A 25863-nucleotide genomic window follows, 5' to 3' on the forward strand; every position below is an offset into this window, starting at 1 on the left:
CCTGATTGTTAGTGCGGGTATAGCTTTTTTACCTTGCGGACCGGCTGTAGGGTGAAGAAAACTGCCATCCCTCCGGCCAGTATCCCTGAGAGCACCGACAGTAATATTCCGTTAAAACTGTAGTTCTCGGGTAAACAGATATATACTCCAATCATAGCGGCTAACGTCAGCGCCAGGGTAATTATTGCGTTAATACCCGCCGTTTTTAGCATGAAACGCAGCTTTATCTGTTTAGAGGGTATAAAGCTGACCAATTGCCTCTTTTCCAGTAATGTGATGGTTTTGTTTAATATATCTATGGTAATAAAGAATGGTAACAATAAAGCCATCGGTAACAGGAACCTCGCAATAGGATGTTCACCCTGAAACAGGTACACATTATTCAGGTCATCAAATCCGTAATAGGGTACCAGCGCGTTGATCACCAGGTTTGTGATGAAATAGAAGATGGCCTGGCGTTGGGAGAACTTCTCCAGGATACTATTAATGCGCGGGTGCATGCTCATGGTTTGTGGATAGTAGAACCTGCATTTGTTGCAGAATAGTCCGGGCTTTTTCCGCCGGTAGAAACGCCTCCTGTGAGATAAAAGAAAAGTCTGCCTGTCCACCGAAAGTACTGATCACAAGCGTGTTGGCATTTCGCCAGGGAAAGGCGGCACTGGGACTATAGATCGTTTCCAGTATAAAGTTTTCATACTGTTCCGGGATGTCCAGTCTGCCCATATTGGACAGCGTAACGTCATGTGTGCCGTCCGTTTGTTTTAATAATTTGACCATGTATTTGCCTGCCGAATGGAAATAGTCACTGGTGAACAGGAGTTTTCGTATATCCATTTTATCTATAGCAGCCGTCAGGTCATTTTTCAGCTGGCGTGCCCTGGCCCAAAAATCAGCTCCTTTCTCTGCGCTGGTCGTCAGTTCCGCTATCGGCGCAAAGGCAAATAACTGATCCTGTTTGATCTCAGGAATAAACCTTCGGATATCTACAGGGGAGATCACTTTCCCATGGGAGGCCACTCCCATGATCTGCCGGTGCGCTTCCATAAAAGCTACCGCAAATGCGGCATGCATGGTCGTTTGTTCTGTTTTGCAACGGTTCGCCAGTTGTGAAGTCGCTGCTTTGTCCAGTTTCAGGTGTACCAGATAATGAGGCCCCGGCGGCGGTATTTTCCCGCGTGTTTTAAAACGAAGTACCAGCCATGCCAATCCTGATAATAAACGGAGTCTGATCTTTAAGCCTATATTATTGATCAGCGAATTCGGAATGAATGTCCGGATATCTTCAAATGCCGGATAAGCAATCAGGCGTGTCTCAGGTTTATCCAGTACCTGCAGTAACTCCCGCATTAAGGTCAGAATAGAGCTGCCATCACAAATGCAATGTGCACACACCAGTATCAGTTCCGATACCTCATCGGAGCGCAACCATATCAGTCTGGCCAGCGGTCCTTTCGCTACATCAAACGATTGCCGCCACTGTTCAGCAGATATGCGCTGCCAGTCTTCGTCCGAACGGCGCTCTGTTATCTGTACCGGAATAGGGAGGATCTTGGTTTCCGACACGAAATAGGGCCTGCCCGTCTCGTCTTCCCTGATCACAACACCCAGCAACGGGTGTTTCTGCTGGATCTTTGCCAGGGCATATATTAATCCTTCCAGGGTAAGCTGACCACGTACCTTCGCTGTAAAAATACAGTTCACGGTAGCCGTGCTATCAACGTACATGATCCGCTCACCCAGTATTAGTTTTCTATTCATACTTTGGTTAAATAATTGATGACAGGGCTGCTTCAGGCGCCTGTACAGGTAACTCTTCTGTCAACAGCGCCATCGCTTTTTCCTTGATAGCTAATGCATCCTGATAATCGAGTACCTGGTAATTGGATACAAATGAAAAGTCGATCTGCCCTTTGTAAGTGGAGGTAATGATGGTGGTTGGGTTAGAAAATGGTCCTATCACCGTCGGACTAAAAATCGTATCTACAGCAAAGGTCTGATACTGCTCCGGGATATCCAGTTTACCCATATTGGAAAACATCAGGTCATACACCGGTTTGCCATACGTCAGGAACTTCCGCATATATTTAATACCGCTATGTGCATATTCAAAAGGCAACATAAAAGCATAAGGGTTCATCTTTTTTATTTTCTGGGAGGCGACTGTCTGCAACAACCTGGCCCGTTCCCAGAATGAAACATCCTGCGCATGATTGAGCGATAATTCCAGCGATAATCCAAAAGAAAAGATTACGTCTTTTGTGATCTCAGGAATAAACCTGCGGATATCCACCGGACAGATAATCTTATTCAGCGCCTTTGCTCCCTTCACCTGTTTAAAGGCGCTTAGGAAGGCCACGCAGAGTGCCGTATTGACTGTTACCTCCTTCGTCGCACAATATTGGAACAAGGCAGCTGATACCTGCCGGTCCAGTTTCCAGTGTAACAGGTAATCCTGTTGCCTGCTGATGGGCTGTCTGCCCCGGGTGCTGACAAAAGCTGATATACTGGCCAGTGCTCCCTTTATAAACAGTGCCTTCAGTTTTGCTTTAAATATCTCCTTTTTACCATGCAGGATATGAGCCGGCACGATATCTTCCAGGGTGGTGAAAGAAGGGTGTATACCAATCTCTTTTTCAGGATCATCCGCCACAGCCAGCAGCTCTCTGACCAGCATCAATCCTCCGCCTCCATCACACATGCTGTGATGAAAGGTTAATATCAGTTCTGATTGCGCATCCCCCTTTAACCAGGTCAGGTTAATCAGGGGACCTGCTTCAAGATTGAAAACACTTGCCCATGCATCCCTGACTTCCTGCTGCCAGTCGACGGAAGTCGTACGTTCTTTAATGATCAGCGGGATTGGCTGATGGACTGCCGGTAGCTCAAACCATGGAGCGCCGGTAGCATCATTGCGGACGGCTGCCCGTAACAGGGGATGTTTCGCCTGCACTTTGGCTAATGCAACAGATAATCCGGCAGCTGTGATTACGCCGTTTATCCTGATTGCATAAACACCGTTAAAGGGGGCTGTCCCGTCTCCTAGCATGAGTCTTTCGGGAAGCAATAGTTTTCTTTTCATAACGCTGGATTTATTAAACAGATAGGGTACTTTGTTTCTCCTTTGCAAATGTTTCCAGTAATGCGACCGCTTTGTCGTTGCCGCCGGCTTTGATAAATGTCTCCCTGATATATTGTGCTGATTTCCGGTACTTTGGATTGTCCAGTACCTCCCACATCGCCGCTTTCAGATCAGGGACGCGTAGTCTTTTATAACGTAATTTGATTCCGCAGCCTGCATTTTCAATCAGGGAAGCGGTATGGAAATGGTCGTAGGCGATAGGGGTGATCAGCATGGGCAATCCGTTCACAAAAGCATCATTCACGGTATTAAAACCACCATGACAGATCACCGCATGCATATGTGGCATTAATTCCGATTGTGGCACAAAGCCCTGTACGATAAAATTGTCCGGCCATTGCGGAAAGATAGCCGGGTCAGTCGCCGCTACGATGGTAATAGGTTCATCCGCAAATGCGTCTATCAGTTTCTGAAAGAACTCTTTCCTGATATCTACCAGCAATGTACCCAGTGATACAAATACTTTCGGTGACATGACTCTTGCCAGCTGATCCCAGTCAAAAGGCGTATTATTGGGCCTGCCCTTTACCGGTCCTACAAAACGCATATGAGGCAGCGGATCTTTACTACCTGCAAACTCCTGTGAGGTGAATACAATGTTCATCTCCCGGGAATGGATCACATATTCATCCGTATAGATGCCTACCTCACGTTGTAATGATCTGATCAGGTTTTGCTGCCATTCAAATATCTTCGGCGACTGCATGGCATCTCCTGTTACATCAGGAGGCACCGGTGTCGTCGTTACACAGGGAATATCTTTAATATGTGCGCATAGTGCTCCGGCAAAGGTGATACAGTCACTGATGATTACATCAGGTCTGAATTCATCTGCTATTCCCGATACACCTGCCAGCATATATTTTGCAAACGGGATATAGGTATCTTCCAGCGCCAGTTTCAATGTTTCCACACCTGACAGTTTCGGGCCTTCATCCTGTAGCTTGAGTATGGCCTGTATAGCAGATTGGTAAGGCGCGAGTTCTTTGTGCGGTACAATGAATTGTCCGCCGGCAGGGATATGTTCTGCTCCGAGTTCTTTCAAGCCTACCCATATCACTTCATGACCCCGGGCCAGCAAACTGCCACCCACACTCAGGGTAGGACTGATGTGCCCAAAGAATGGCGGCACTACGAACATAAATTTTGACATGTGTTGACATTGATTAATGATGGAAATGTTTAGGGATAGCCAGTTCTTCCAGTAAAGCAATGGCAGTGGCCGCGCCACCTGCCTGCGCAAAGGAATGCTGTATGCGTTGTGCAGCTGTTTTATAGGATGGATTGGTCAGTACGTCCCGTACAGCCGTTTTCAGATGTTCCGCCTTAAACCGTTTATAATTCAGTCGTACACCGCTTTCCGCCTGTATCACTCTTCCTGCCACATGCGATTGATCATAGGCTATAGGGATAACCACCAATGGCAGGCCATGAGATAAGGTTTCACATACGGTGTTATGGCCGCCATGGCACACGACTGCATCCAGATAAGGCAGGAGTTCCAGCTGCGGAACTTTCTCCTGTACGATAAAATTGTCAGGCCACTCTTCAAACAGACTGACGTCTGACACGACGATCACAGAGACAGGCTCTCCGCCTAATGCTGCTATGACCTTTCCGAAAAAATCTTTTTTATAACTATGGTCGAATGTAGTGCCGATCGACACCAGTACCCGTGGTTGTTTAACCAACTGCCTGAACCGCTCCCAGTCGAATGGATGAAGGGATTGCCTGTTCAGTATCACCGGGCCTACAAACTTATAATGGTCCGGTAGCGCCATATCGCCAAAAAAAGCTTTAGAGGTATATACCAATGTCAGGGCTTCAGAGGTGGCTACGGAAGTGTCTCCGGGAATACCCAGTTCCTGCTGTAAACCTACGATCTGTCTGATCTCCCATTCATGTATACCCGGCAGGTCTTCCATCATTTTAATGGCTGCTGGTGCAGTAACAGAGGTAGCATAGGGTATTTCCAGCTGATAGGCTGCAATAGCGCCGGCAAACAACTGATGATCATGTATAATAACATCTGGCTGAAAGCGCTGTAGTATACTGACGATGCCATCATACATAAACCTGTTCAGCGGGATCAGGACATCCTCATACAGGAACTTGATACTTTCAATACCGGAAACATTCTTTTTGGTGATCTGATCAAGATATTGCTCATTGTCTTTTTTAGCAGCATCATCCTGGTCGTATTGTATGTGTAACAGTTCACCTCCTTCCGGTAGCTTACCTGCCAGTGTCGCATCAAGACCGATCCAGCCTACCCGGTGTCCGCGTTGTAGTAGCGCGGCTCCCAGACTAAGCGTCGGATTAATATGCCCCATCAGCGGGGGAACTATAAACGCAAAGCTTGCCATAGTCTGTTATTGATCTGTTTGATTTTGATCTGCCATCCTTCAAAGAAATCTTTCAGTTTACCTGCTGTTTCTGCCGGCTGTTGTATCGGCAGATTATGATCTCCCTCGATAAGTATCAGTTTGGAACGGGGTATGGTGTGATATAGCTTCCTGCCCGACGGCAGACAATTGGATGATTTGCCATAGATCAGCAGTGTTTCCTGTGGAATACTGTCCAGCGCCTCAGCAGAGAAGAAGAAGCGTTCATTATGCATATCTTCCTTAATACTGGTCCGATAAAATAGGAATTCATACATCCGGTGATTTTTATCCAGCTGCCGCTTACCTACGCGCATACGCGTGGTATCCGTATAATTGTTGATATAGTCTACCAGGAATTCTTTGCTGTAGATATCGATGATGCTCAGTGTTTCGCTGTCACTGGGGTCAGGTGCTTCGATCACCGCCAGTTTTTTCACCCTGGCGGGATATCGCATCGCCATTTTCATGGCTACCAGTCCACCATAACTGTAACCAGCCAGGTATACCGATTTCAGATGTAATGCATCCATCAGGTCACGAAGGTCGTCTGTCATAGACAGCAGGTCATAGCCATACTCACAGCGATCGCTCATACCATGACTTTTCATGTCATATAACACCACGTGAAAAGACTGTGCAAGCACAGGTGCGATATTGAAATAATACACAGAGAGATTGCTGAACATACCATGGATTAATACAATCGTTTCTTTCGCACCCTTATTGTATTCCTGGATATGAACGCTGTTGTTTTTTACTTTGATGACTGGCATGATTCAATGTATTTAATGATGTCGTCCAGTTTGAGATTGATCAGCTGGTCCAGGTCCATACCAGAGAGCCAGCCGGTGAAGTCAATATGCTCACCGAAGTGTGACTTTACTTTTTCAGAGAAGGAGACGATCTCGATGCTGTCCATCTCAAGATCTCTCGTAAAAGAACTCTCACGTGAAATATCCAGGTCTTCCACAAATTCTTCTCCGATCACTTCAGTAATGAAGGTTTTAAGCAGGTTGAAGATCTGTTCATTGCTTAAAGGCTGCTGAGTAGTTATAGCGTCCATCCTATGATATAGTTATTGTGTTTAATTGTTTGAACAGTGATATCGCCGATTGTTAAGGTTTCTCCACTGATGCTGTCTATTTTGTATTTCTTTGGATTGCCCTGTAACCCTTTCCCCAGATATTTACCATAGGCCTCTTTTGCTACCCAGCAACGGATAATCCATTCCGTTTTATCAGTAGCAGGTAGTAAAGCCAGTTCCTCCGGATGGAAGGATAGCTCAATAAAGCCATGCGTCTTTTCAGCAATCAGTTCTATGTCAATACCTGCCGGCCTGCCGGATCGGGCAATACCAACGGCTTCCTTGTCTTTATGGGCGAGTGAAATATGAAGGTCTTTGGTCATGCTCCCTTCGGGGAATGGTTTTCCCAGTGCATCATTCCTGATCTCGAATTCTATGGGGTAGTATGCTTCCTGTTTTTCCTGCTTTAATAAGGCCCTTACGGCGTCTTTTGCTGCCACCCTTGATATAATGCGTTCCTTTCGTTTATTGGGCAGCATGGCCCTTAAATCGGCCTTTTCTGCCTGGTTGAAATAACGCTTCATGATGAAGTCCCAGGATACGACACGCTGGTAGGAGTTACGGAAGAGGAAGATGCCGGGTGCGATTTCTTCCGACAAACTATTATGCAACGGCGACATGGATACCTTCCAGAGTGGTTCATCTATTTCCAGTCTGGCATTCTGCCAGCCCCTGATGATCGCCCAGGTGCGGTTATCTCTGCGGAGAATGAAGTCTGCCGTGGCCGTATCTGCGGTCATTTCGGTCAGCTGACAGGTGCATTCAAACACGCCCTGCTGGTCTTCCATATCTTCATAAAAGAGCACCTCCTGTATCTTCACAGGGAATGCGATCCTGTCTTTTTCCAATGTCAGTTGCAGCCAGAGCCCGAATAGCTGTCCTGCGTTATCCAGCAGGGAACCTTTACCTGAACTGCTTTCAATAATACCGGTGATACCTTTATCTCCAACAGTGATGATCTTCCGGATACCCTGATAAGCAGGTCCGTGGAACATATGTTGCTCATAGATTTCAGCTGGTGTTCTGCTAATGGAGAGTGGTGTGCCGGCGTGTAAATGCAGGGCAGGAGCAATCTCCTGTCTGTCTGTCACAGTAACCAGTGCCTGGGCATATTTGTCAATGCTCATGGAAATAGTATGCGGGTCCTGCCATTCTCCTTTTACGATTTCTCTGAAAGGCGAGGCTACATTCATCCACTGGAATACCTGTATCTGTGAGATGCTTTTTACCTTATTACCCGCTGCATGTTCAGCAGCGATATCGGCAAATAGTTCAAAGATCATCGTCATGGGAATAACAGGGTCCATATCATCAGGGCAATGCCAGCCGGGTTTCTGCCTGAGCAAAGCATGGTCAATGAGATAAGGTGTATTCTCCAGGGAAATGTCCAGTTGCCTGGACACAGGCGTCCGCTTATCTGGAACGGTCGCACTTGTGTTAAACAAGGCGATGATCTCCTCCTGTATGGCGGTGATCTCTTCACAGTTGTCCAGGAATGACTGCATGACCGGTGTAGTTGCTATAGGTACAGCTGTTCTGGCATGCGTGGGACGCAGAGACGCCAGTGCCGCGATATTCTTTACGATCGGTGAACCCAGTTGTAGTTTAACAGGTGTGCCTTTCGGGCCTGCTTTTGTTTGTACATTGCTGATGCCCAGGAAAGACAGGTCTACTGCTTTTCCTTCTACGAACAGGGCGGCCAGCACCCTTTGCAGCTGTGCTAATCCGGTACGTGTAGGTATATTGGCAGACAATGCGCTGTATGACTGTCCTTTCAGCGTATCATCCACAAAGCCGGTCAGACCGCCTGATCCTGCCTGTATGAATACCCGGACGCCCTCATCATACAATTGCGTGATCAACTGCCGGAAACGCACCGGTTTTATCAGATGATCTATGCTGAGTTGCCGGATCGCTTCAAAATCATTCGGATAGGTACTGAGGGTAGTGGCTGACCACAAAGGAATGGTCGTTTCCCGGAATTCAACCTGACTGATGCCTTTAAGTAACATGTCCAGCTTCCCTGCCACAAAGGGCGAGTGGAAGCCGGACTGGAAAGGAAGTACCTGGTGGAACAGTTGTGCGGATCTGAGTACCGGTATCAGCTGATCTACGGCTTCATTGGTACCGCAGAGGATCACCTGCTGCGGACAATTATCCATGGAAAGATGAATATCTGCTATGTTTTCCAGCATAGGAGCCAGGCGTTCATAGCCGCATCCCACGACAAGAAAACGGGTGTTCTTCTGTTCGAATGCTGCCGGATTGAGTTCCTGTAATAACATCCTCACCGAACTTTCTGCTGCCAGTCCTGAAGAACGGCCTGCCAGCCATTCCCCGAGACTATGTCCCGCATTCATATCCGGATATACCCCCAGTTGTTTAAGGGCGGTGTCCAGTACATGACTCTTCTCCAGCAATTGTACGGCTGATTCCCAGACGCCTTCATTACCGACAGTAGTTGTCGCTGTCAGCGGCAACTGAAAGTATTCCGCTACACTGTCTGTCTCTCCGCCCGCGAGTCCATCCAGACCAGGAAAGAGAAAAGCTACTTTACCACCTTTACTGATGAGTGGCGTATTGGTAAACCAGATATCCTGTTTATTGCGCCAGGGCGAGTTCCGCTCTACGATCTTAACAGCCTTGCGGATACGATCAGGTGTAGGATCAAAGAGCGCAATACGGTAGTCGCCCTGACCAGGATCTGCATCCTGTTGCTCCAGCGCCTGTATCAATGCCTGTTGACTTTCTCTGGCCAGTAATAACAATACCGGTGTTGCAGGCGCATTGCCATGGAATAATTTGCGGGCAGGCATCATTTGTTCACTGATGCCTTCTACCACTACATGTGCATTGATGCCTCCGAAGCCGAAGGCATTGATACCGGCACGTTTGGGTAATCCTGTTTCCTGCCAGTCCAGCGGCGTCGTGACAGGTGCAAAACGTGTCTGTTCCATGATATCCAGCGGGGTATCGCAATGCAGGGTAGGAGGCAATTTCCCATGATACAATGCCAGTGCTGTTTTAATCAGTCCTGCAATACCTGCAGCAGGCATGGTGTGCCCTATCATTGATTTGACAGAGCCTATACCTGCTTTTGGCAATTTACCTGCCTGACCAAATACACCCGCCAGTGTTTCCAGTTCTGTTCTGTCGCCCAGTGGTGTACCGGTGCCATGGGCCTCTATATAACCTACTTCGTCCAGTAATACACCTGCGGCTTCCCAGGCTTGCCTGATCGCTCTGGCCTGTCCTTTTACAGAAGGACTCATCACACTGGTACCTGCTCCGTCACTGGATACGCCCGTTCCTTTAATGACAGCATAGATCCTATCCTGGTCACGGAGTGCATCTTCCAGCTTTTTCAATACTACAAATCCGCATCCTTCTCCAATCAGCAGGCCGTCCGCTTGTTGATCGAAGGGACGGATCTGCTGACGCCGGGATAGTGCGCCCAGCTGGGTAAAGATGCTCCAGAAAGGAGCATTCTGTGATACGTGAACACCACCGGCAATGATCATGTCTGACCTGCCGGTGCTTAATTCCTGTATAGCGTGATCTATGGCAAGCAATGAACTGGCGCAGGCCGCATCAATGGTATAAGCTGCCCCGCCCAGATTCAAACGGTTTGCGACCAGTGAGGCAACCAGGTTGGGGATCAGTCCCATAGCCGTATCCGGACCGAAACGTCCTTTCTGCTGCTGGAACTCCTTTTTGACTTTGTCCAGGGCTTCCTGTCCCAGATCGGGTAGCAGGTTTTGTAACACCTGTACGATCTGTTCTCCTGTACGCACAATCTCGATGGCCCTGGTAGCTCCCGGACCCGTATAATTACCCTTCCCGATGATAATGCCCGTCCTGTCCAGCGGCGCATGGCTGTCTGTTACGCCGGCATCCTGTAATGCCTGTCTGGCTAATGTAAGGGTAAGGAGTTGTTCCGGTTCCGTCCCTTCTACTGCTAGTGGCAGAATACCGAACTGGATAGGATCAAACCAGGCATAATCATCGATGAAGCCTCCTTTCCGGCAATAGAATCGATCTACATCCGTGGAGCGGGTATCAAAATAACTGGCGTCCAGCCGGTGACCAGGCACAGGCTGGATAGCGTCTCTTTTATGAATAATGTTTTGCCAGAACGTATGTATGTCACCGGCGCCGGGAAAGATGCCGGACATCCCTATAATAGCAGCGTCAACCTGTTTTTTCATTGTCATGACTTTAGTTGTGGTAATAGCCTATTCCGCCATGATCAGTACCTGACTCTCATTGCCGTATTTCAATTCGTTCACAAAGGTTTCCATGCCTGCCTGTAAGGGAATTAAAGCAATGCCTCTGCGCTCATATTCCTTCTCCAGTGCCGGCGATACCATGCCGGTGCCTTTCCAGGGACCCCAGTTGATAGTCGTCACCTTTCCTTTGATCAGGTTTTTCAGTTCCCAGGCATATCTGTCCAGTACACTGTTGGCAGCTGCATAGTCGGTTTGACCACGGTTACCATATACAGAAGCCACACTTGAAAACAGTACGACAAACTGAGTGTCTGCCTGTAACTTTTCCACCAGGATTCTCAGTGGGGTGACTTTAGTAGAGAACACTCTTTCAAAGGAGTCTGCTGTTTTCTGTCTGAAGAGTTTATCTTCCAGCAATCCTGCTCCATGTACCACACCGTCTATGCGGCCATGGGTTTCATACAGGGTGCTGATGAGGGTATGGAGTGCGGCTTCATTTCTCAGGTCCAGCGAATGATAAGAAACAGTAGCACCATTGTCTTCCAGTGCCCGGATCGTCTGTAAGATCTGGTTAAACTTGTGGATATCTGAAGCACGCTTTTCAATCGCTGCCGGCTTCGTAATCTCACCTTCCCTGATCAGTTGTTGTTTGATATCTTCTTTTGTTTTCAGTGAAGAATAGTTCGGCAGGTCTTCTGTACGGGGATCAGGAGATCGGCCTACCAACACGTAGTGACAGGGATAGTCTTTGGAGAAACGCACCGTCAGTTCAGCCGTAATACCCTGAGCGCCGCCCAGCACCAGTACAACTGCCTCCTTTCCCAAAGCAATACTGGCCGTATCGCTGACTGGTAATTGTTTAGGCACCAGGTCAAAAATGTGCCGTACGCCATCGTGGTAAATAACTTCAGCAGGTGTATCCGGATGGAGTAACTCTCCCAGTATAATGGCAGGGATCTTTTCAGGGAATAGTTGCCCTGTCAGACTGATGCTTCTGCATTTCGCATGGTCCCATTCTTTATCCAGGCTTTTCAGGAAACCAGGATAACCCTGTACTTCGCGCAACTGTTGTATATCGCCGCTGTTCAGGCCAGAGATGGCATACACCCATTGTACGTTTTCAGGATGTAGTTTTTTGATAGTAGCAAAAGTGGACAGTATGTCCGGCCTGTCAGGGGCGGCGACCATATCAAGTATGATCAGTCCCTGGTAGTATTCAAGTACATCCTTTTCGGTCACAATATCTACCTGGGCGCCCTGTTGTTCCAGCAGTTTTTTGATGGCCAGGGGTAAGTGAGAACCATCATCTGTAACGGCAAACTTTTTACCGCTGATACTCACGGCATCTTTTTCATTGAATGCATAAGGGCTTAGTGAAAAAGTAATTCTCGACAGAGATGCAGGTGCTGTGCTGACGTTTGGTACAACCGTCGCTTCAACAGCAAGGGATGCGGTCACCTGGGCAGACAGATTGCTTGTGATCCAGCTAACCAGCCCGTTTAAAGTTTTAATGCCTGCCAGCGCTTCTGTATTGCCTGCGGACTGTCCCAGTCCGCCGATCTTCACTTTCAGTTCACCCAGTATTTCCATACGTTTGATGGAATCAATACTGAGATCCGCTTCCAGATCAAGGTCCATACCCAGCATGTCAGTCGGGTAACCGGTCTTTTCACTGACGGTCAGCAGTATGGTGCTCCTGATATCATTTTCTGTCCAGGAAGCGCCGGCAGGTGGAATATTAGTTGGTTTTTCAATAGCATGTTGTAAAGAGATACCGCCGGTTTCCGCCTGCGCATCACTGACATTGTCGGCGATCCATTCAAGCAGTCCGTTCAGCGTTTTTATACCGGCGAGTTGTTCTACGGCGCCTTCATCGCCTTTGCCGCTTTTATTAAAGCCTCCCATCTGCGTTCTCAGTTCACCGATGATCTCCATCCGTTTAATAGAGTCGATGCTCAGATCGGCTTCCATATCCATTTCCATTCCCAGCATTTCATGTGGATAACCCGTCTTGGCACTCACCACTTCAATGAGGATCCTTTTTACATCCTGTTTACCGTTCACCGGTTGTGTGTTGAGGGATACGGTAATCTGTGTGGGAACAGGTTCCTTTCTGGCTGGTGTGACTGGTAATGCCGCAGGTGTAGCAGGAATGTCCAGGCGGTTAATATTCGCCGGATTTTGCCCAAGATAACCGAGGATGACATCCCTTTGTGCCTGTACGATGTATTTTACGCTATTCAGGTATTCCTGCACCATCAGTTCCGCATTGCCGGAAGGCGTTGTTACTACTTGTGCAGCCACCGCTGTATGTAGCTGGATCGGCTGTAATACCGGCATCGCGCCATGTGCAGGCAGTTTACCGACAGCAGGAACAGCCAGCTGACCATTTACATGCCAGATCGTAGCACTCTTTTTATATTGCTCAGGGGCATCGAGGTTGAGGATGCGTGTATTTCTGTCAGCGAAGAGTTTATCCAGTTGTACGCTCCTGCCGGTAGCCATGTATTTTGCAATGGTATGCAGCAGATGTGTGATCGCATCTGGTTCAGTATCTTCTGTGTGTAGTAACACATTGTCTTTACCCACGATGGAACGGGTTAATCCTGTCAGTACTTTGCCCGGACCTACTTCTACAAAGATCCTGGCGCCGTCTGCATACATCTGTTGTACCTGCTCCGAAAAGAGTACCGGACTAACAAGATGCACTGCCATGCGTGCTTTAATAGCAGCAGGCGTATCTGGATATAGGGCGGCGGTAGTGTTAGACCATACAGGTATAGCCGTCTTGTTAAAGGTGATATCGTTGATAGCTGCAGTATACAAAGCTGCTGATTTTGCAATCAGCGGACTATGAAATGCGCAGGCGACTTCCATTTGTTTAAAGGATATCTTCTGTGCTTTAAGTTCATTCATCAGGTTTTCCATCGCCGGTGTAGCACCTGCCAGTACCCATTGCTGCGGAGAATTATGGTTCACCGCATAGACGCCGGTACCAGCTGCTATAAATGGTGCCAGGGCTTCTTTACTGCTGTTGAGCGCCACCATGATGCCCTTGTCTTCTTCTACCGCATCCAGGATCGCCTGCGCTCTTCTTTCACTTAATGGTACCAGTTCATTAGCCGGGAATGCGCCTGCGAAACAAAGTGCGGGTAACTCCCCATAGCTATGTCCTGCTACCATATCGGGCTGAATGCCCAGTTCCTGCAGGAACTCCGCGATTGCCAGGTCGACAATGCCCAGTAAGGGTTGCGTGATACGGGTGTCTTTTATTTTTTCTTTCTGTTGATTGATTTTCTCTTCACTAAAAGCGGCCGCCGGGAACAGTAATTTTTCATACTGCGGATAGCGCTTTAACAGTTTACGCATCTGCGGGAAAGCAACAAACAGTTCTCTCGCCATATTGACACGCTGACTGCCCTGTCCGGGAAATAAGAAAGCCACTTTGCCTGTCGTTTCAGCGCTTACATAAATCTCTTTTGAAGAAGCGCCGGATAACGCCAGTTCGGTTTTCAGTAACAGATCTTCCCGTGTGCCTGCAACTACTGTCAGGCGTACGGGTGCGTCGTTGTAGTGATAAAGACTGTAAGCGATATCTTTTAATGTGATCTGGTCATTATTGGAGAGTATCGCATGGACAGCCTGCATGAGCCGTTTTACGGCTGCGTCATTCTCTCCCCGGAATACAAATAGTTCAGCAGGCCAGTTAGCCAGTGTAGTGGCTGTAGGGCTGGCCGTGCGGTCATTGCTGATCACGGCATGAAAATTAGTACCTCCGAATCCGAATGCACTGATGCCTGCGAACCGCTCTTCTTCCAGCCACAAACCAGTACTGGTATTGAAGAGGAAGGGGCTGGTATTTTCATTATAAAATGCATTGGGAGTACGCATATGCAGGGTAGGAGGCTTCACACCATGGTATACCGATAGCGTTGCCTTGATAAGACCAGCGATACCGGCCGCACATTTGGTATGACCTATCTGTGTCTTTACAGAACCAAGATAGGTTTGTCCGGCGATAGCCCCTGACTGTATCAGCATGTCTGACAAAGCGCTGAGTTCCGTTTTGTCTCCGACGACGGTTCCTGTACCATGTGCTTCTACCAGTCCAAGTGTAGCGGGAGATACCCCACTTTGCTCATATGCCCTTTCTAAGGCCTTTATTTGCCCTGCTTTACGCGGAGCGGTCAACCCTAAGCTCTTGCCATCACTGGAGCCGCCAACGCCCTTAATCACGGCATAAACGTGATCTCCGTCTTGTTTAGCGTCAGCATACCTTTTTAACACCAGCATGGCTACGCCTTCTCCCAGTGCAATACCATCAGCGGCGGAGTCAAAGGTCATACACCTTCCTTTGCGTGACAGGGCATGGGTGCTGGCAAACATGAGATAGTCATTGATGCCGTTGTGCAGGTCAGCTGCGCCGGCCAGTACCATATCTGATTTACCCAATATCAGTTCCTGACAGGCCAGGTCAACCGCTGCAAGCGAAGAAGCGCAGGCAGCATCTACAGTATAGTTACGGCCCCCCAGATTGAGCCTGTTGGTGATACGTCCGGAAATGACATTGGCCAGTACACCGGGGAAGGAATCTTCCGTGAGTTTAGGTAAGACATTGTCCAGTTCTTCCGGCATTTCCCCCAGGAATTGCCTGTAAAGGGAGCGGAAGCCATAATTATTGGCAAGATCATTACCGCCTTCTGCACCGATGATCACAGAGACGTCCTCTGTATTGTAATCACTGTTGCCATAACCGGCATTTTCTAATGCCTGTTTGGCCACCAGCAAGGCTAATAGTTGTGTCGGATCAATTGCGGCCAGTGATTGTGGCGGAATACCAAAAGCCACCGGATCAAAGTCAATACGGGGAATGAAACCGCCCCATTTGGAAGGTGACTTGTCGCCATCATTGGAATTGCCGTCGTAGTATAGATCTTTGTTCCAGCGTTCATCCGGTACTTCGGTCACACAGTCTTTGCCGGCCAGTATATTGGCCCAGAATTCTTCCACATTGCGCGCACCGGGATAAATACAGGCCATGCCGATAATGGCCACATCCAGCGCTTTTTCTGATGCAGGTAGTGGTGCCGGTAAAACGGATGCCTGTATATAATTGAAGTTTTCTTCTGCTACATCTTTGTGCAGATCTGTCATTGACACGATGGCCTGTCTCATAGCAGCCACCTGGCCAATCATATACATACCATCCTGTAACTGTTGTGTGGCATTGATCTGTACCAGCCCGTTGTCTTTCCGCTCTACTCCCTTGGCGGCAATACGCAGTCTGCCGACATTCAGGTCTTCCAGTTTCGCCCAGATCTCCTTTTTATCCAGTTGTTCTTCCTGCAGACGTGTCTTCTGTTGTTGAAAAAAAGTGGTAAATGGGGATTGCAGGCAACGGGTTTCGTGACCAGGAGCTGTTTCCAGCAACACCGTACTGTTGTGCAGTATGGCCTGATCCTGGAATTGTTGGAGGATAGCGCCTGTGCTTACTGCTTCCTGTGTATAGATATAGGCTGTGCCCATTAACACACCGATTTTAGCTCCTTTGGTGGCCAGTGAGGCTGACATTACCGCAATGAAAGCGGCAGAAAGCGCATCATGAATACCACCGGCAAAGAAGACGCTAAACGCGCTGGCCTGTTCTTCCTGTAGCAGGCGTTCGATCTGTTTTTCCCATAAGACGAGACTGGACAAGGGACCTACGTGTCCGCCGCATTCTCTGCCTTCGAAGACAAATTTTCTCGCCCCTTCCTTGATAAACATATCCAGTAAAGAAGCGGAAGGCACGTGCAGGAAGGAGGTGATACCGATGTCTTCCATTTCTTTCGCCTGTGAAGGACGACCACCTGCGATCAGTACCATCGGTGGTTTTACTTCTTTGATATAGGCGATCTGTTCATCACGTAATTCGGGCGGTGCAAATCCAAGTATGCCTACGCCCCAGGTTTTTTTATCTGCCAGCGCTCTGGTTTGCTGAAGGAGTGTTTTTGCAGTGTCTCCTTTTAACAGGGACAGTGCTACAAAAGGCAGTGCCCCTGCATCTGCAACAGCTGCGGCAAATGCAGGAACGTCGCTCACGCGTGTCATCGGACCCTGGGCAATAGGGTAAGTGATGTTCAGCTCTTTTGCCAGCGCATTATCCGGAGATAATATATTACCTGCTTTGGCCTGTACGATATGTCCACGGATCGCTTCCTGCAATCCCCGGATCATCCGGCCGAGTTTTTTGTAGCGTTTCACCAGGTCAATAGAAATGGCTACATCCTGTCCAAGCGGCAGCAGGCCTTTGTCCAGGTCAATGATATCAAGATATGGTGTAATGTCTTTTTGGGTAGCGTGCTCCGGCAGGGCAGGAGAATTAGGGCGTATCAGTACACGGAACTGATCGATCACGCGGGCTTCGTTTCCATTCAGTTTCTCACAGACGTTTTTGATAGCGGCGGGCGCTTTACATTCAGGGAAAAGCAGCAACTGACTATCCAGTACAACACCTGCTGCGCCGGTGGCGATAAGTGCTGCTGTGGTATGGATACCGGCGCCCCCTTGTACCCAGATCTTTGTATCCGGGAGAGCTTTAACGATCTGTTGAAAGAGGATAAAACTGGATTCATCAGCGACTTTTCCTGCGCCTTCGTTTCCTTTTATAATAATACCCTCTGCCTGTTCCTGGGCAGCGGCTAATGCTTCTGACAGGGAATACACCTGATAGTAAGTAGTAATGTCTTTCGGCACACTGGCGCTTATGGCAAAAGGCGCGATGATTAATGTTACCTGTGCAGGTAGCTGAATGTCTGCCATCTCACTAACGGAATAGCACACACCGAATGTATGTTGGTGTTGAGATAAAACGTTTAATGCCTTTTCAGCGGCTTCTTTATCGCGTCCGAGATGTAATACGGGTAACGCGTCGGTCTGCGCCAGGGCAAGGGCTAATGGCACATCAGGGTGCTCCATCGGGGTGATGCCGATAATTGTAGGTGTATCCATAGTAGATGTTTAATAGGTAACAGGCATGACTCATCCTGACCATGATTCTTAAATCATCGTGAGATGTTATACCGCGTGTATTAATTTCAAATTTCTAAGGTATATCTGGCTGTAATTCCTCGTTATGCCCCGTCAGACGTCATTTACAAGGCACAACAATCCTGTTTCTCGATTAGGATATCAGCTTTTTCATAGCGCAGAATTATATAGGCTAAACGGCCCGATCTATCACATGAGCATTAGTTATATCACTGTTCACTGTTCGTAGCTTAATTTATTTCTAAATTATATGTGATAATATTTTTTTGTTGAATATTCTATGTGAAAAGTGAATTGAATTAGTGGTATACCCTTACGGGTCGCGTCTTTACGCTGGGTTATAGGATTCATAAAATACAAATATGGTTGTTATGGTTATCTGAGATGCATTCCTTAAAATGGATGCACATGTCTTAAAGGTCTGTTAAAAATAATAAAATAAATTCTATAAAAGAAGAGGTGAAGTGAATTATAAGTCGGTTAACATGAACTTAATATATACGTGCTTTTACATATCGTCTTAAAAAGACAAGTGGAACATTGTGACATCGCGCCACTATGTTCCACTTGCTCATTTAGTTAGAAGAAGGATTAATTGTCAGCAGACATTTTACCGACAATTTTATAACCCCGTGAATTATCGGCGTTGGTTACTTCCTGATAATACATACCGTCCGGAGAAACATACAGTTGTTGACCGTTGATTTCTACACCGCGGCTACCATCAGGTAATGTCGCATATATTTCATCTTCAGGAGGTGCTGTATTTTCATTCTGACCATCCTGGTTGTTACCGGTATTTAGTTCTCCGTTCTTACCTACGACAACATATTTTATCTGTTTATCCTGTTGTACTTCCTGGTAGAATGTACCATTTTTTTCGTAGTAGGTATTGCCATCGATGACAACTGTTTTTGCTCCACTTGGCAGAGATGGTATCACGACACCCATAGGTGGGTCTACCACTTCATACTGTTCAGTCTGTGTTTGTGCATTTGCATAAGGACGATAGAAGAAACCGTCGGAATAGTAGTAAGGTCCCCAGCCCGTATTAAAAGTCAGAAAACCGTAAGGTAATATGCCGACACGGAAGCCGATAGGCGGACCGTAATAGCGGTAAGGACGATAGTAATAGCCCGGACGGTAATAGTGACCACCGTAGTAACGGGAAGGGCCATGGTAATAGCCGCCACCCCAGCTCCGGTATCCGCCATAACCGATACCTACGCCGATCCTGGTGGATACACGTGGTCCCGTAACGACCTGTCTGCTCACCCCTCGTCCAACGGATACATGTCCACCTCCTCCGAAACGTCCTCTCTGGGCTGATGCGCTGTTTACTGAGCTCAAGGTGGCCAGGGCAATGAGCGCGCCCAGTAAAAATATCCTGTTTTTCATTATTGATGCATTTAGTGTGGTGCCACAGCCTGACTGGTTGGCCGCAAATCAAACTGTATTACTACGCGATTAAAGAGAGCTTTGTCTTCCCCCTGTTATTTGATATTTAGACCCCTATCTAACTCCAGAGTTTAACAACTAGTTTTATTTTAACAATTCCTATACCAAATAATTTTTATTTGATAATCAATTAGATATGAAGATTCGCCGAAAGTGTCTTATGTGTTGAGACTGCTGGTCCGGGAAGACGAAAAAACTTAAAACACGCAACGGCGATTCCTGGCTTCGGGAGTGATGTAAGGAAGCACTACAATAGTGTGGGTATATGGTGTAATGCAATACTTTCCGGTTAATAAAGCTGGTTCCGGAGTATTCTTTTGATCATGTGTATGGTACTACGGCTGATCTGGCCTTTGTATCTCTCCAGAATGGCATTTTCACTCATTCCTGCGCCCAGGTCATTCACAATCTTCAGCCATTTACTCAGGAATTCAGAATTAGGGGTACGGTATTTCAGCAGGCGGCGTACGGTTTCAATCACTGTTTTACTGACCTGGCCTTCGTTGAGTTCAAATATTTCATCCGTACTGAGGCCCAGCTCAATATCCTGGGCTACCCGGGAATAATCCTGCAGGTATTTTTCGTTGGCTTCCATGACCTGTAACAGCGGATTGTCGCTATAACGGATCACGTTATACTTTCTGGCCTGTTTATGTAACTCGGTAAGTGCGTAATTACGGGCAATATTGTCGCAGATAACAAGATCTTCTTTGGTCAGTTCAAACCATTCCCCTTTCACTCTTTTATGCTGGAATACGATATGCAGACATTCTTCCAGTTCAGTCATGTTCGCAGCAGCATACTGCCTGATCACCCGGAACATTACAGGCAGATGGGTATGATAGGCCGCCAGTCTTTTCTGAAGATCCTGCGTCTTGCCTATTTTAAAAAGGTTCTTTCCCGTATTGATAATATAAACACACTTTCCGATCTGTACCTGTTCCATCGGCTGATAAGTTACGAGGGTGTCATAAAAGGTTACAGCTGCAAATTGCCGATTTTTTTTGAGAATAGTCCAGTTTATATGAATCGGAGGGTATCTGTTTGAACAGCTATTGCCAATTCCCTGTGCCAGTGGTAGTATAGCTACCGTAGGATTGAGTGCAGTACCCTGCTGCGGCAAAGCGCATCCCGTAAAAAATACGGTAACTGTAAAGCTTTAGCTGTGCTAGGGGAAACTATAAAGTTTTTCGGCAGGCGATAGCGATGTAAGACATGTTGTTTGTATTCGATTGAATATTAGCTATATAAGGTACATGACCCATAGATACCAGACGTCTACCTGATAGAATAATACTGATATAGGGTTTACACTATTGTTAGATACCCTTGTTTGAAACTTACAGGTACAGCTTTTAATCCTAATGAAGGATTACAGCTATTCTTTTAATCCTGTGATTGGTTTACATACTTCTTTTCTGTTTTCCATCTGGCAATTGGAACAGTCCTGATAGTATCGTCGTCTGGCCGTGTCATCCTTTAGATATGGGCGTATTTATGAGCTAATCAGGATGAAAGGAAATAAGCGGTCAAATAGCATTGGTGGATGTGTTGAGATCAGATTGATAAAAATAATATCAAATTGATAAGTATTTGATTTTTAATTGTTTGTTTCCTTTGTTTGAATAACTTGCAGTATGAAACCTGCCAAAATATATGATGTCAGGAGAGGCAATCCGGACTATCATAACCTGTTATCCCCCGACAAGACATTCATTTTCTGGAACGAGACAGAACTGAGTGACACCGCACCAGGTGAGATCGCCTTTTTTGTTAACCGTGAAGAAAAGGAAGCCTTGTTTACCATTGCGACTGCAGTTACCTGTACGGCAGTCCGTAATAAGCTTACGATGCTAAAGGAGTTTGATTATGATGATGGTACATATGCCGGCACGGAAGGCGACGAATTCCGTCAATATGTAGTAAAACAGATAGTTAACATCCCGAAAGGCTGGAAATGGCAAAAGCCACTCAGGCAGGTCGCCGTTGCCAGTTTGTGGAGCGAAGAGGGTGACAATGCCAACCGGCTCGAAAGGGTGAGTGATTTGCAGCAGCTGTTTACTGACGGTCCTGCCTGGGAAGCACTGGAGGGATATAATATGCACGTAGAGACCATCAACATGCCTGTTAACCAAACGAACATACACATGAAACTAATTACTCCCGCCAAAAGGAAAGAGGGCTTAAAACAGCCTCAAAATCGCACTACAGGCAAAGCATCTGCTATCGCATTTGAACATCCCTACCGTAAGCTGCTAATGGCTTTAAGAACAAAGCCTTTTGTGTTGCTGGGCGGTAACAGTGGGACCGGAAAGTCATGGACAGCACGCAAGTTGGCTTATATGACTTGCTCTGACCCCGCTCTCCGTACAGGCGATAGTCCGGGTAATTTTGAAATGATCAGTGTCAGGCCTAACTGGCACGAACCAGATGATCTCCTCGGCTATGCGGTCACGCACAGAGGCATATTACGATACCATTGTACGAAGCTGCTGTGCTTTATGATAAAGGCCTGGAAATATCCGGAAGTGCCTTTCATTTTGTGTCTGGATGAAATGAACCTGGCGCAGCCCGAACACTATTTTTCAGACTTTCTGAGTGTATTGGAAACTGCCAGGGTACACGATGGAAGAACAATATATGATCCATTCCTTAATGCTGACGAAGTAACTCGTTACAGCCATGGAGACCCAACTTTCTGGCAGCAGTTGGGTTTGTTGGAAAACAACGATCTGCGACAGCAATTCCTGGAAAAAGGGATCAGTATGCCAGTTAATTTATTTGTGATAGGTACTGTTAATATGAATGAGATCACCCGCACTATCAGCACCAGGGTACTCGACAGGGCCATGGTCATTGAGGTGAAAATGAAACCGCTACAGGAAAAACTGATTGGGGAAACTGAACAATGGGAATATCCACCAACATATGAAATTGCAGCTTGGCTCATGGCTCCTCCACTTGACAGGTTCATTGCTTATCAAAATCATCCTGATATTGGTATGCGTATCTCCCGGCATCTTGAAAAACTATATATTATACTGGAGGATACAAAGTTTGCATTAAGTGATCGTGTACTGCATCAGACGCTGGTATACTGCTTCCTTCATTGCGAACAAAAGAAAGCAGATTTACCGGTAGATTGGATATACGCCTTTCTGGACGAAGTGATCGCTATGAAGATACTGGTAAGAATAACCGGAGACAATGATACCTGCCGCTTACTGCTCGATCGTCTGCTACCGGAAATGGCATATTTCCCTGCCAGCCGCCAGAAGGTACTGCGAATGCAGTCTGTTCTTGAAAATGTTGGTTATACTTCTTATTGGTAACAAATGCATATACTGTCTGTTAAACATGAACATTTTAGTCTGGTGGTGGCACTGGCAGACGGTAGAGATGTAGCAGCGTTTGAAGAGATGTTCCAGATTGCCAGACAAAGACATTTGGAATCAAATTTAGTAACAGCGTATGTATGTTCTGCGGGTAAATGTATTTTCTGTATATGGAACCCTAAAAGCCATTGCTTTGAGGAGATAAGTATGCTACAGGCAAATTACCCGGTTATCTTCGATACTATCAGGTATAAGTTTACACTGAGCTTCCATCGGGACGTATTACATCCTTCTGTTTATACAAAGCTTGATAGCCTCGATGGTCTCTTTCAAATGCAAAAAACGAACGATAACACTTTTGTATCTCCCGCTGTACTCGACTTCAGGAATGAACCGGGCGACTTTGAACTGGTCCTTCATTATCAGTACAAGACGATTCCACATCGTGTTGCTTTTGAGTTTCAGGTTTATGCTGTAAATCTAGACTTTAAACGGGATCTGCCTGCCATGCAGCGAAGTGTCGAAGTGATCCATCCCCGTTTATTTATCGATCATCTGAAAAAAACCTCTCATCCTTTTGAGTCGTGTGGAACGGATGATAGTGCCATACTGTGGTGGACTAACTTCAGAAATCTTTTTAGAAGTATTGTGAGGAACGTGAAGGCAGTAGTTGACGATCCTCACACGAACCCGGAGATTGAAATGAAAAGGGTAAAGGTAACAGCAGTGGTAAATCCAAGAAACAAACTTTCCGATAAGCTGGAAATGTTTGAAGGCAAACCAGGACACTTCTTTGATACGATAGGGCAAAGCCTGATGGAGGATAACTATGAGAACCGTTTTGTAAAACATATCATTAAAGATATCCTGTCAACTTACCGGGATGTCTACCAAAAATTGACCCGGGACAGCAGTTTTAAGAGAATCGCACGGGAGTATCGTATACAGCTGGAATTTTCGGCGGAAGCCCTGAGTAGTTTACTGAAGCGAAGCTTTCTGAAAGACATCAAATCCTTTGATGGAGAGCCGCTACATTCGCAGATAATGCAAGCGCATCCGGGGTATGCAGGTCTTAAAAAAGACTGGGAAACCCTGCGGAAAGGATATCAGTTACTGGATGGCCTTTATGAAATGGAGCTGAAAGACGTCGGGTATATGTATAAAGTCTGGACCTTCTTCGGAATGGCAGACCTTATAAGACAGGTTACAGGCGTTTCTCCGGAGATACATAAAATGGCTGCGATTAAAAAGAAAGCAGTCGGGATCGTACCGCAAAAAGATGTACAGTCGAAAATGACCTTCCATTGTCCCGATGAAATAGTAGTAGAATTGTACCAGGAACCGCATTATACAGGCGATTTTACGGATACGATCGCTGGTGGTCAGGAAGAAGAAATATGCTTGCATATTATCATGAAGGTGGGAAAGAAAGGTCAACATCCAGATTTATATCAGACATACATATTTGATCCTAAATACAGATTGATAGCGTCTAAGGAATACGATAATATAGACATCCCACTGGAATCGGATATCCGGCAGCTGAATAACTACAGACGGGTGTTTTATAACAAACCAAAAGAGAACGGTGGACATGGGTACAAAAAGGAGATAGCCGCTGCTTACATTCTATTTCCCGGCAGGGAGGCGGGTACCGCTTACAAGAAGTACTACGACGAAGTAATTCTGCCTAAGGACGAGGGTGGCTTCGCTTTCCTTCCTTATCACAAAGAAGGAAAAAACCTGCTAAAAAAGCACCTGCGCAAGCTGATCAAAGAAGACAGTAAAACGCACTTACAGCATATATTAAATCCCGAAAGCCCTGGCATCGAACTGATGGAGGCTTACGTGATTGTTATTCCTGTAAAGGTAAATGATGTTACATTGATTGAAACAGCCGCTTCCCAGGTCGCTACATTATATCCGATCAGGCAGCTCGATCCGGCAATAGGAGAGCGCAGGGTGCTTCGGGTGGCGCCTTATTTTGAAGGACAGGGGATCATTTGTTATTATGATATAACTGCCATACACATAAAAGCATGGCGGGATATTTATCCGCCAACGCATCCCTTATTCCGGGACGAAGGCAGACGGTATGTTGTGCTGACCCTGAAGAATAAGGTAATGCTGGATGATTACGTTCGCATAAAAGGCATGGCTAACAATAAACGCTATACGCAAATAAAGTTCCTGTATCGCCCTGTGAACGGATTTATCATGACAGTACCCGGTACGGAAGTACTGGGTACTGTCCGTAAATCTCCCCGGAAAGGATAAGCAGAATTGCTTAAATTAGGTGTATGAACTACAATATACTTGGCAATTCCAATCTCGATATCAGTGAGATCGCATTTGGGTGTATGTCCCTGGGTGATAACGCTGCTGAAAATGAAAACCTGATCGCACAGGCGCTTGATAAAGGTATTAACTTCTTTGATACAGCAGACCTTTATAAGCAGGGAGAGAATGAAAAGCAACTCGGTAAGGCATTAAAAGACAGAAGAAATGATGCAATCATTGCCACCAAAGTGGGGAATCAATGGCGTGCGGATGGAAGTGGATGGGACTGGAATCCGAGTCCTGAATATATCAGGAAGGCCGTGGAAGACAGTCTGCGCAGACTGAACGTTGAGTATATAGACCTCTACCAGCTGCATGGCGGTACCCTGGAAGATCCTATTGATGATATTGTGGACACCTTTGAGCGCTTGCAACATGACGGGAAGATCCGTTATTATGGAATCTCTTCGATCAGACCCAATGTGATCCGGGAATGGATACAGCGCTCCAATATGAGCAGTGTGATGATGCAATACAGTCTGCTGGACAGACGGCCGGAAGAAGATATGCTGCCATTACTGGATAAACATAACATCGGTGTACTGGCGAGAGGTAGTGTCGCCAAAGGGCTGCTGGCAGGAAAACCTGCGGAGTCTTATCTGAACTATAGTGCAGAAGATGTGCATAAGATGGCGAATGCCGTACAGCAGATTTCGGCTGATAAGCGTACGCCGGCACAAACCGCAATGTGTTATATTCTGGGAGAACCGGCTGTAAGAGCCGCTGTGGTAGGAATAAGAACGCTGACGCAACTGGACGAAGCGGCAGGATTGCCGTTGACCACGCCACTTACGTCAGCGGAAAGAGTCATGTTAGGATACGAGCTGGTCGCAAATTATTACGACCAGCATCGCTGATAAAG

14 protein-coding genes are annotated in these 25863 nt (G+C 46.8%); 3 read left to right on the forward strand and 11 right to left on the reverse strand.

All coding sequences use genetic code 11. From position 1 onward, the window contains the following. Window positions 1-8: 8 nt before the first annotated feature. From CPIN_RS07240 to CPIN_RS07290, 11 genes are all read right to left on the reverse strand, one after another. Window positions 9-500, reverse strand: a complete 492-nt coding sequence (locus CPIN_RS07240) for a hypothetical protein (protein WP_012789115.1) — start codon at window positions 498-500, stop codon at window positions 9-11. After that, window positions 484-1758 carry a condensation domain-containing protein gene (locus CPIN_RS07245; RefSeq protein WP_012789116.1) on the reverse strand — a complete coding sequence of 425 codons (1275 nt, stop codon included), beginning with the start codon at window positions 1756-1758 and terminating at the stop codon, window positions 484-486. The genes CPIN_RS07240 and CPIN_RS07245 overlap by 17 nt, the downstream gene beginning before the upstream one ends. Before the next feature lie 7 nt (window positions 1759-1765). Further along, on the reverse strand, window positions 1766-3079 hold the full coding sequence (locus CPIN_RS07250; protein WP_012789117.1) for a condensation domain-containing protein: 1314 nt from the start codon (window positions 3077-3079) through the stop codon (window positions 1766-1768). A 13-nt stretch (window positions 3080-3092) separates the two neighbouring features. After that, complete coding sequence (locus tag CPIN_RS07255; RefSeq protein ID WP_012789118.1) at window positions 3093-4292, reverse strand: glycosyltransferase; 1200 nt, start codon at window positions 4290-4292, stop codon at window positions 3093-3095. Window positions 4293-4305: 13 nt separating this feature from the next. Continuing rightward, window positions 4306-5505 carry a glycosyltransferase gene (locus tag CPIN_RS07260; protein WP_012789119.1) on the reverse strand — a complete coding sequence of 400 codons (1200 nt, stop codon included), beginning with the start codon at window positions 5503-5505 and terminating at the stop codon, window positions 4306-4308. After that, window positions 5484-6299 carry an alpha/beta fold hydrolase gene (locus tag CPIN_RS07265; protein WP_012789120.1) on the reverse strand — a complete coding sequence of 272 codons (816 nt, stop codon included), beginning with the start codon at window positions 6297-6299 and terminating at the stop codon, window positions 5484-5486. Before CPIN_RS07265 ends, CPIN_RS07260 begins: the two co-directional genes overlap by 22 nt. Then, window positions 6281-6589, reverse strand: coding sequence for an acyl carrier protein (locus CPIN_RS07270; RefSeq protein ID WP_012789121.1), 309 nt, complete (start codon window positions 6587-6589; stop codon window positions 6281-6283). Before CPIN_RS07270 ends, CPIN_RS07265 begins: the two co-directional genes overlap by 19 nt. Then, window positions 6577-10818, reverse strand: coding sequence for a type I polyketide synthase (locus CPIN_RS07275; RefSeq protein ID WP_012789122.1), 4242 nt, complete (start codon window positions 10816-10818; stop codon window positions 6577-6579). The genes CPIN_RS07270 and CPIN_RS07275 overlap by 13 nt, the downstream gene beginning before the upstream one ends. A gap of 27 nt (window positions 10819-10845) precedes the next feature. Further along, window positions 10846-17829 (reverse strand): type I polyketide synthase, encoded by a 6984-nt coding sequence (locus CPIN_RS07280; protein ID WP_012789123.1) that lies wholly within the window; start codon window positions 17827-17829, stop codon window positions 10846-10848. Window positions 17830-18459: 630 nt separating this feature from the next. Then, on the reverse strand, window positions 18460-19266 hold the full coding sequence (locus CPIN_RS07285; RefSeq protein WP_012789124.1) for a DUF6515 family protein: 807 nt from the start codon (window positions 19264-19266) through the stop codon (window positions 18460-18462). Between the two features lie 349 nt (window positions 19267-19615). Then, window positions 19616-20272 (reverse strand): GIY-YIG nuclease family protein, encoded by a 657-nt coding sequence (locus CPIN_RS07290; RefSeq protein ID WP_012789125.1) that lies wholly within the window; start codon window positions 20270-20272, stop codon window positions 19616-19618. 691 nt (window positions 20273-20963) lie between these two features. Here CPIN_RS07290 and CPIN_RS07295 point away from each other — a divergent pair. The 3 genes from CPIN_RS07295 to CPIN_RS07305 are packed head-to-tail and all read left to right on the forward strand — an operon-like array spanning window position 20964 to window position 25858. Next, window positions 20964-22658: an McrB family protein gene (locus CPIN_RS07295; RefSeq protein WP_012789126.1), complete on the forward strand. Its 1695-nt coding sequence runs from the start codon at window positions 20964-20966 to the stop codon at window positions 22656-22658. A gap of 3 nt (window positions 22659-22661) precedes the next feature. After that, on the forward strand, window positions 22662-24938 hold the full coding sequence (locus tag CPIN_RS07300) for a DUF2357 domain-containing protein (RefSeq protein WP_012789127.1): 2277 nt from the start codon (window positions 22662-22664) through the stop codon (window positions 24936-24938). 23 nt (window positions 24939-24961) lie between these two features. Next, the gene (locus tag CPIN_RS07305) at window positions 24962-25858 is read left to right on the forward strand and encodes an aldo/keto reductase (protein ID WP_012789128.1); all 897 of its coding nucleotides are present in this window, start codon (window positions 24962-24964) and stop codon (window positions 25856-25858) included. The last annotated feature ends 5 nt before the right edge of the window (window positions 25859-25863 follow it).

The sequence above is a fragment of the Chitinophaga pinensis DSM 2588 genome, from assembly GCF_000024005.1.
Lineage (GTDB): Bacteria > Bacteroidota > Bacteroidia > Chitinophagales > Chitinophagaceae > Chitinophaga > Chitinophaga pinensis.

What these genes read in the sequence shown, in the direction of transcription:
- CPIN_RS07275 (WP_012789122.1), bottom strand. Translation starts at nt 10,818, where the DNA reads ATGAAAAAACAGGTTGACGCTGCTATTATAGGGATGTCCGGCATCTTT.
- CPIN_RS07245 (WP_012789116.1), bottom strand. Translation starts at nt 1,758, where the DNA reads ATGAATAGAAAACTAATACTGGGTGAGCGGATCATGTACGTTGATAGC.
- CPIN_RS07280 (WP_012789123.1), bottom strand. Translation starts at nt 17,829, where the DNA reads ATGGATACACCTACAATTATCGGCATCACCCCGATGGAGCACCCTGAT.
- CPIN_RS07265 (WP_012789120.1), bottom strand. Translation starts at nt 6,299, where the DNA reads ATGCCAGTCATCAAAGTAAAAAACAACAGCGTTCATATCCAGGAATAC.
- CPIN_RS07285 (WP_012789124.1), bottom strand. Translation starts at nt 19,266, where the DNA reads ATGAAAAACAGGATATTTTTACTGGGCGCGCTCATTGCCCTGGCCACC.
- CPIN_RS07240 (WP_012789115.1), bottom strand. Translation starts at nt 500, where the DNA reads ATGCACCCGCGCATTAATAGTATCCTGGAGAAGTTCTCCCAACGCCAG.
- CPIN_RS07270 (WP_012789121.1), bottom strand. Translation starts at nt 6,589, where the DNA reads ATGGACGCTATAACTACTCAGCAGCCTTTAAGCAATGAACAGATCTTC.
- CPIN_RS07305 (WP_012789128.1), top strand. Translation starts at nt 24,962, where the DNA reads ATGAACTACAATATACTTGGCAATTCCAATCTCGATATCAGTGAGATC.
- CPIN_RS07255 (WP_012789118.1), bottom strand. Translation starts at nt 4,292, where the DNA reads ATGTCAAAATTTATGTTCGTAGTGCCGCCATTCTTTGGGCACATCAGT.
- CPIN_RS07250 (WP_012789117.1), bottom strand. Translation starts at nt 3,079, where the DNA reads ATGAAAAGAAAACTATTGCTTCCCGAAAGACTCATGCTAGGAGACGGG.
- CPIN_RS07260 (WP_012789119.1), bottom strand. Translation starts at nt 5,505, where the DNA reads ATGGCAAGCTTTGCGTTTATAGTTCCCCCGCTGATGGGGCATATTAAT.
- CPIN_RS07300 (WP_012789127.1), top strand. Translation starts at nt 22,662, where the DNA reads ATGCATATACTGTCTGTTAAACATGAACATTTTAGTCTGGTGGTGGCA.
- CPIN_RS07295 (WP_012789126.1), top strand. Translation starts at nt 20,964, where the DNA reads ATGAAACCTGCCAAAATATATGATGTCAGGAGAGGCAATCCGGACTAT.
- CPIN_RS07290 (WP_012789125.1), bottom strand. Translation starts at nt 20,272, where the DNA reads ATGGAACAGGTACAGATCGGAAAGTGTGTTTATATTATCAATACGGGA.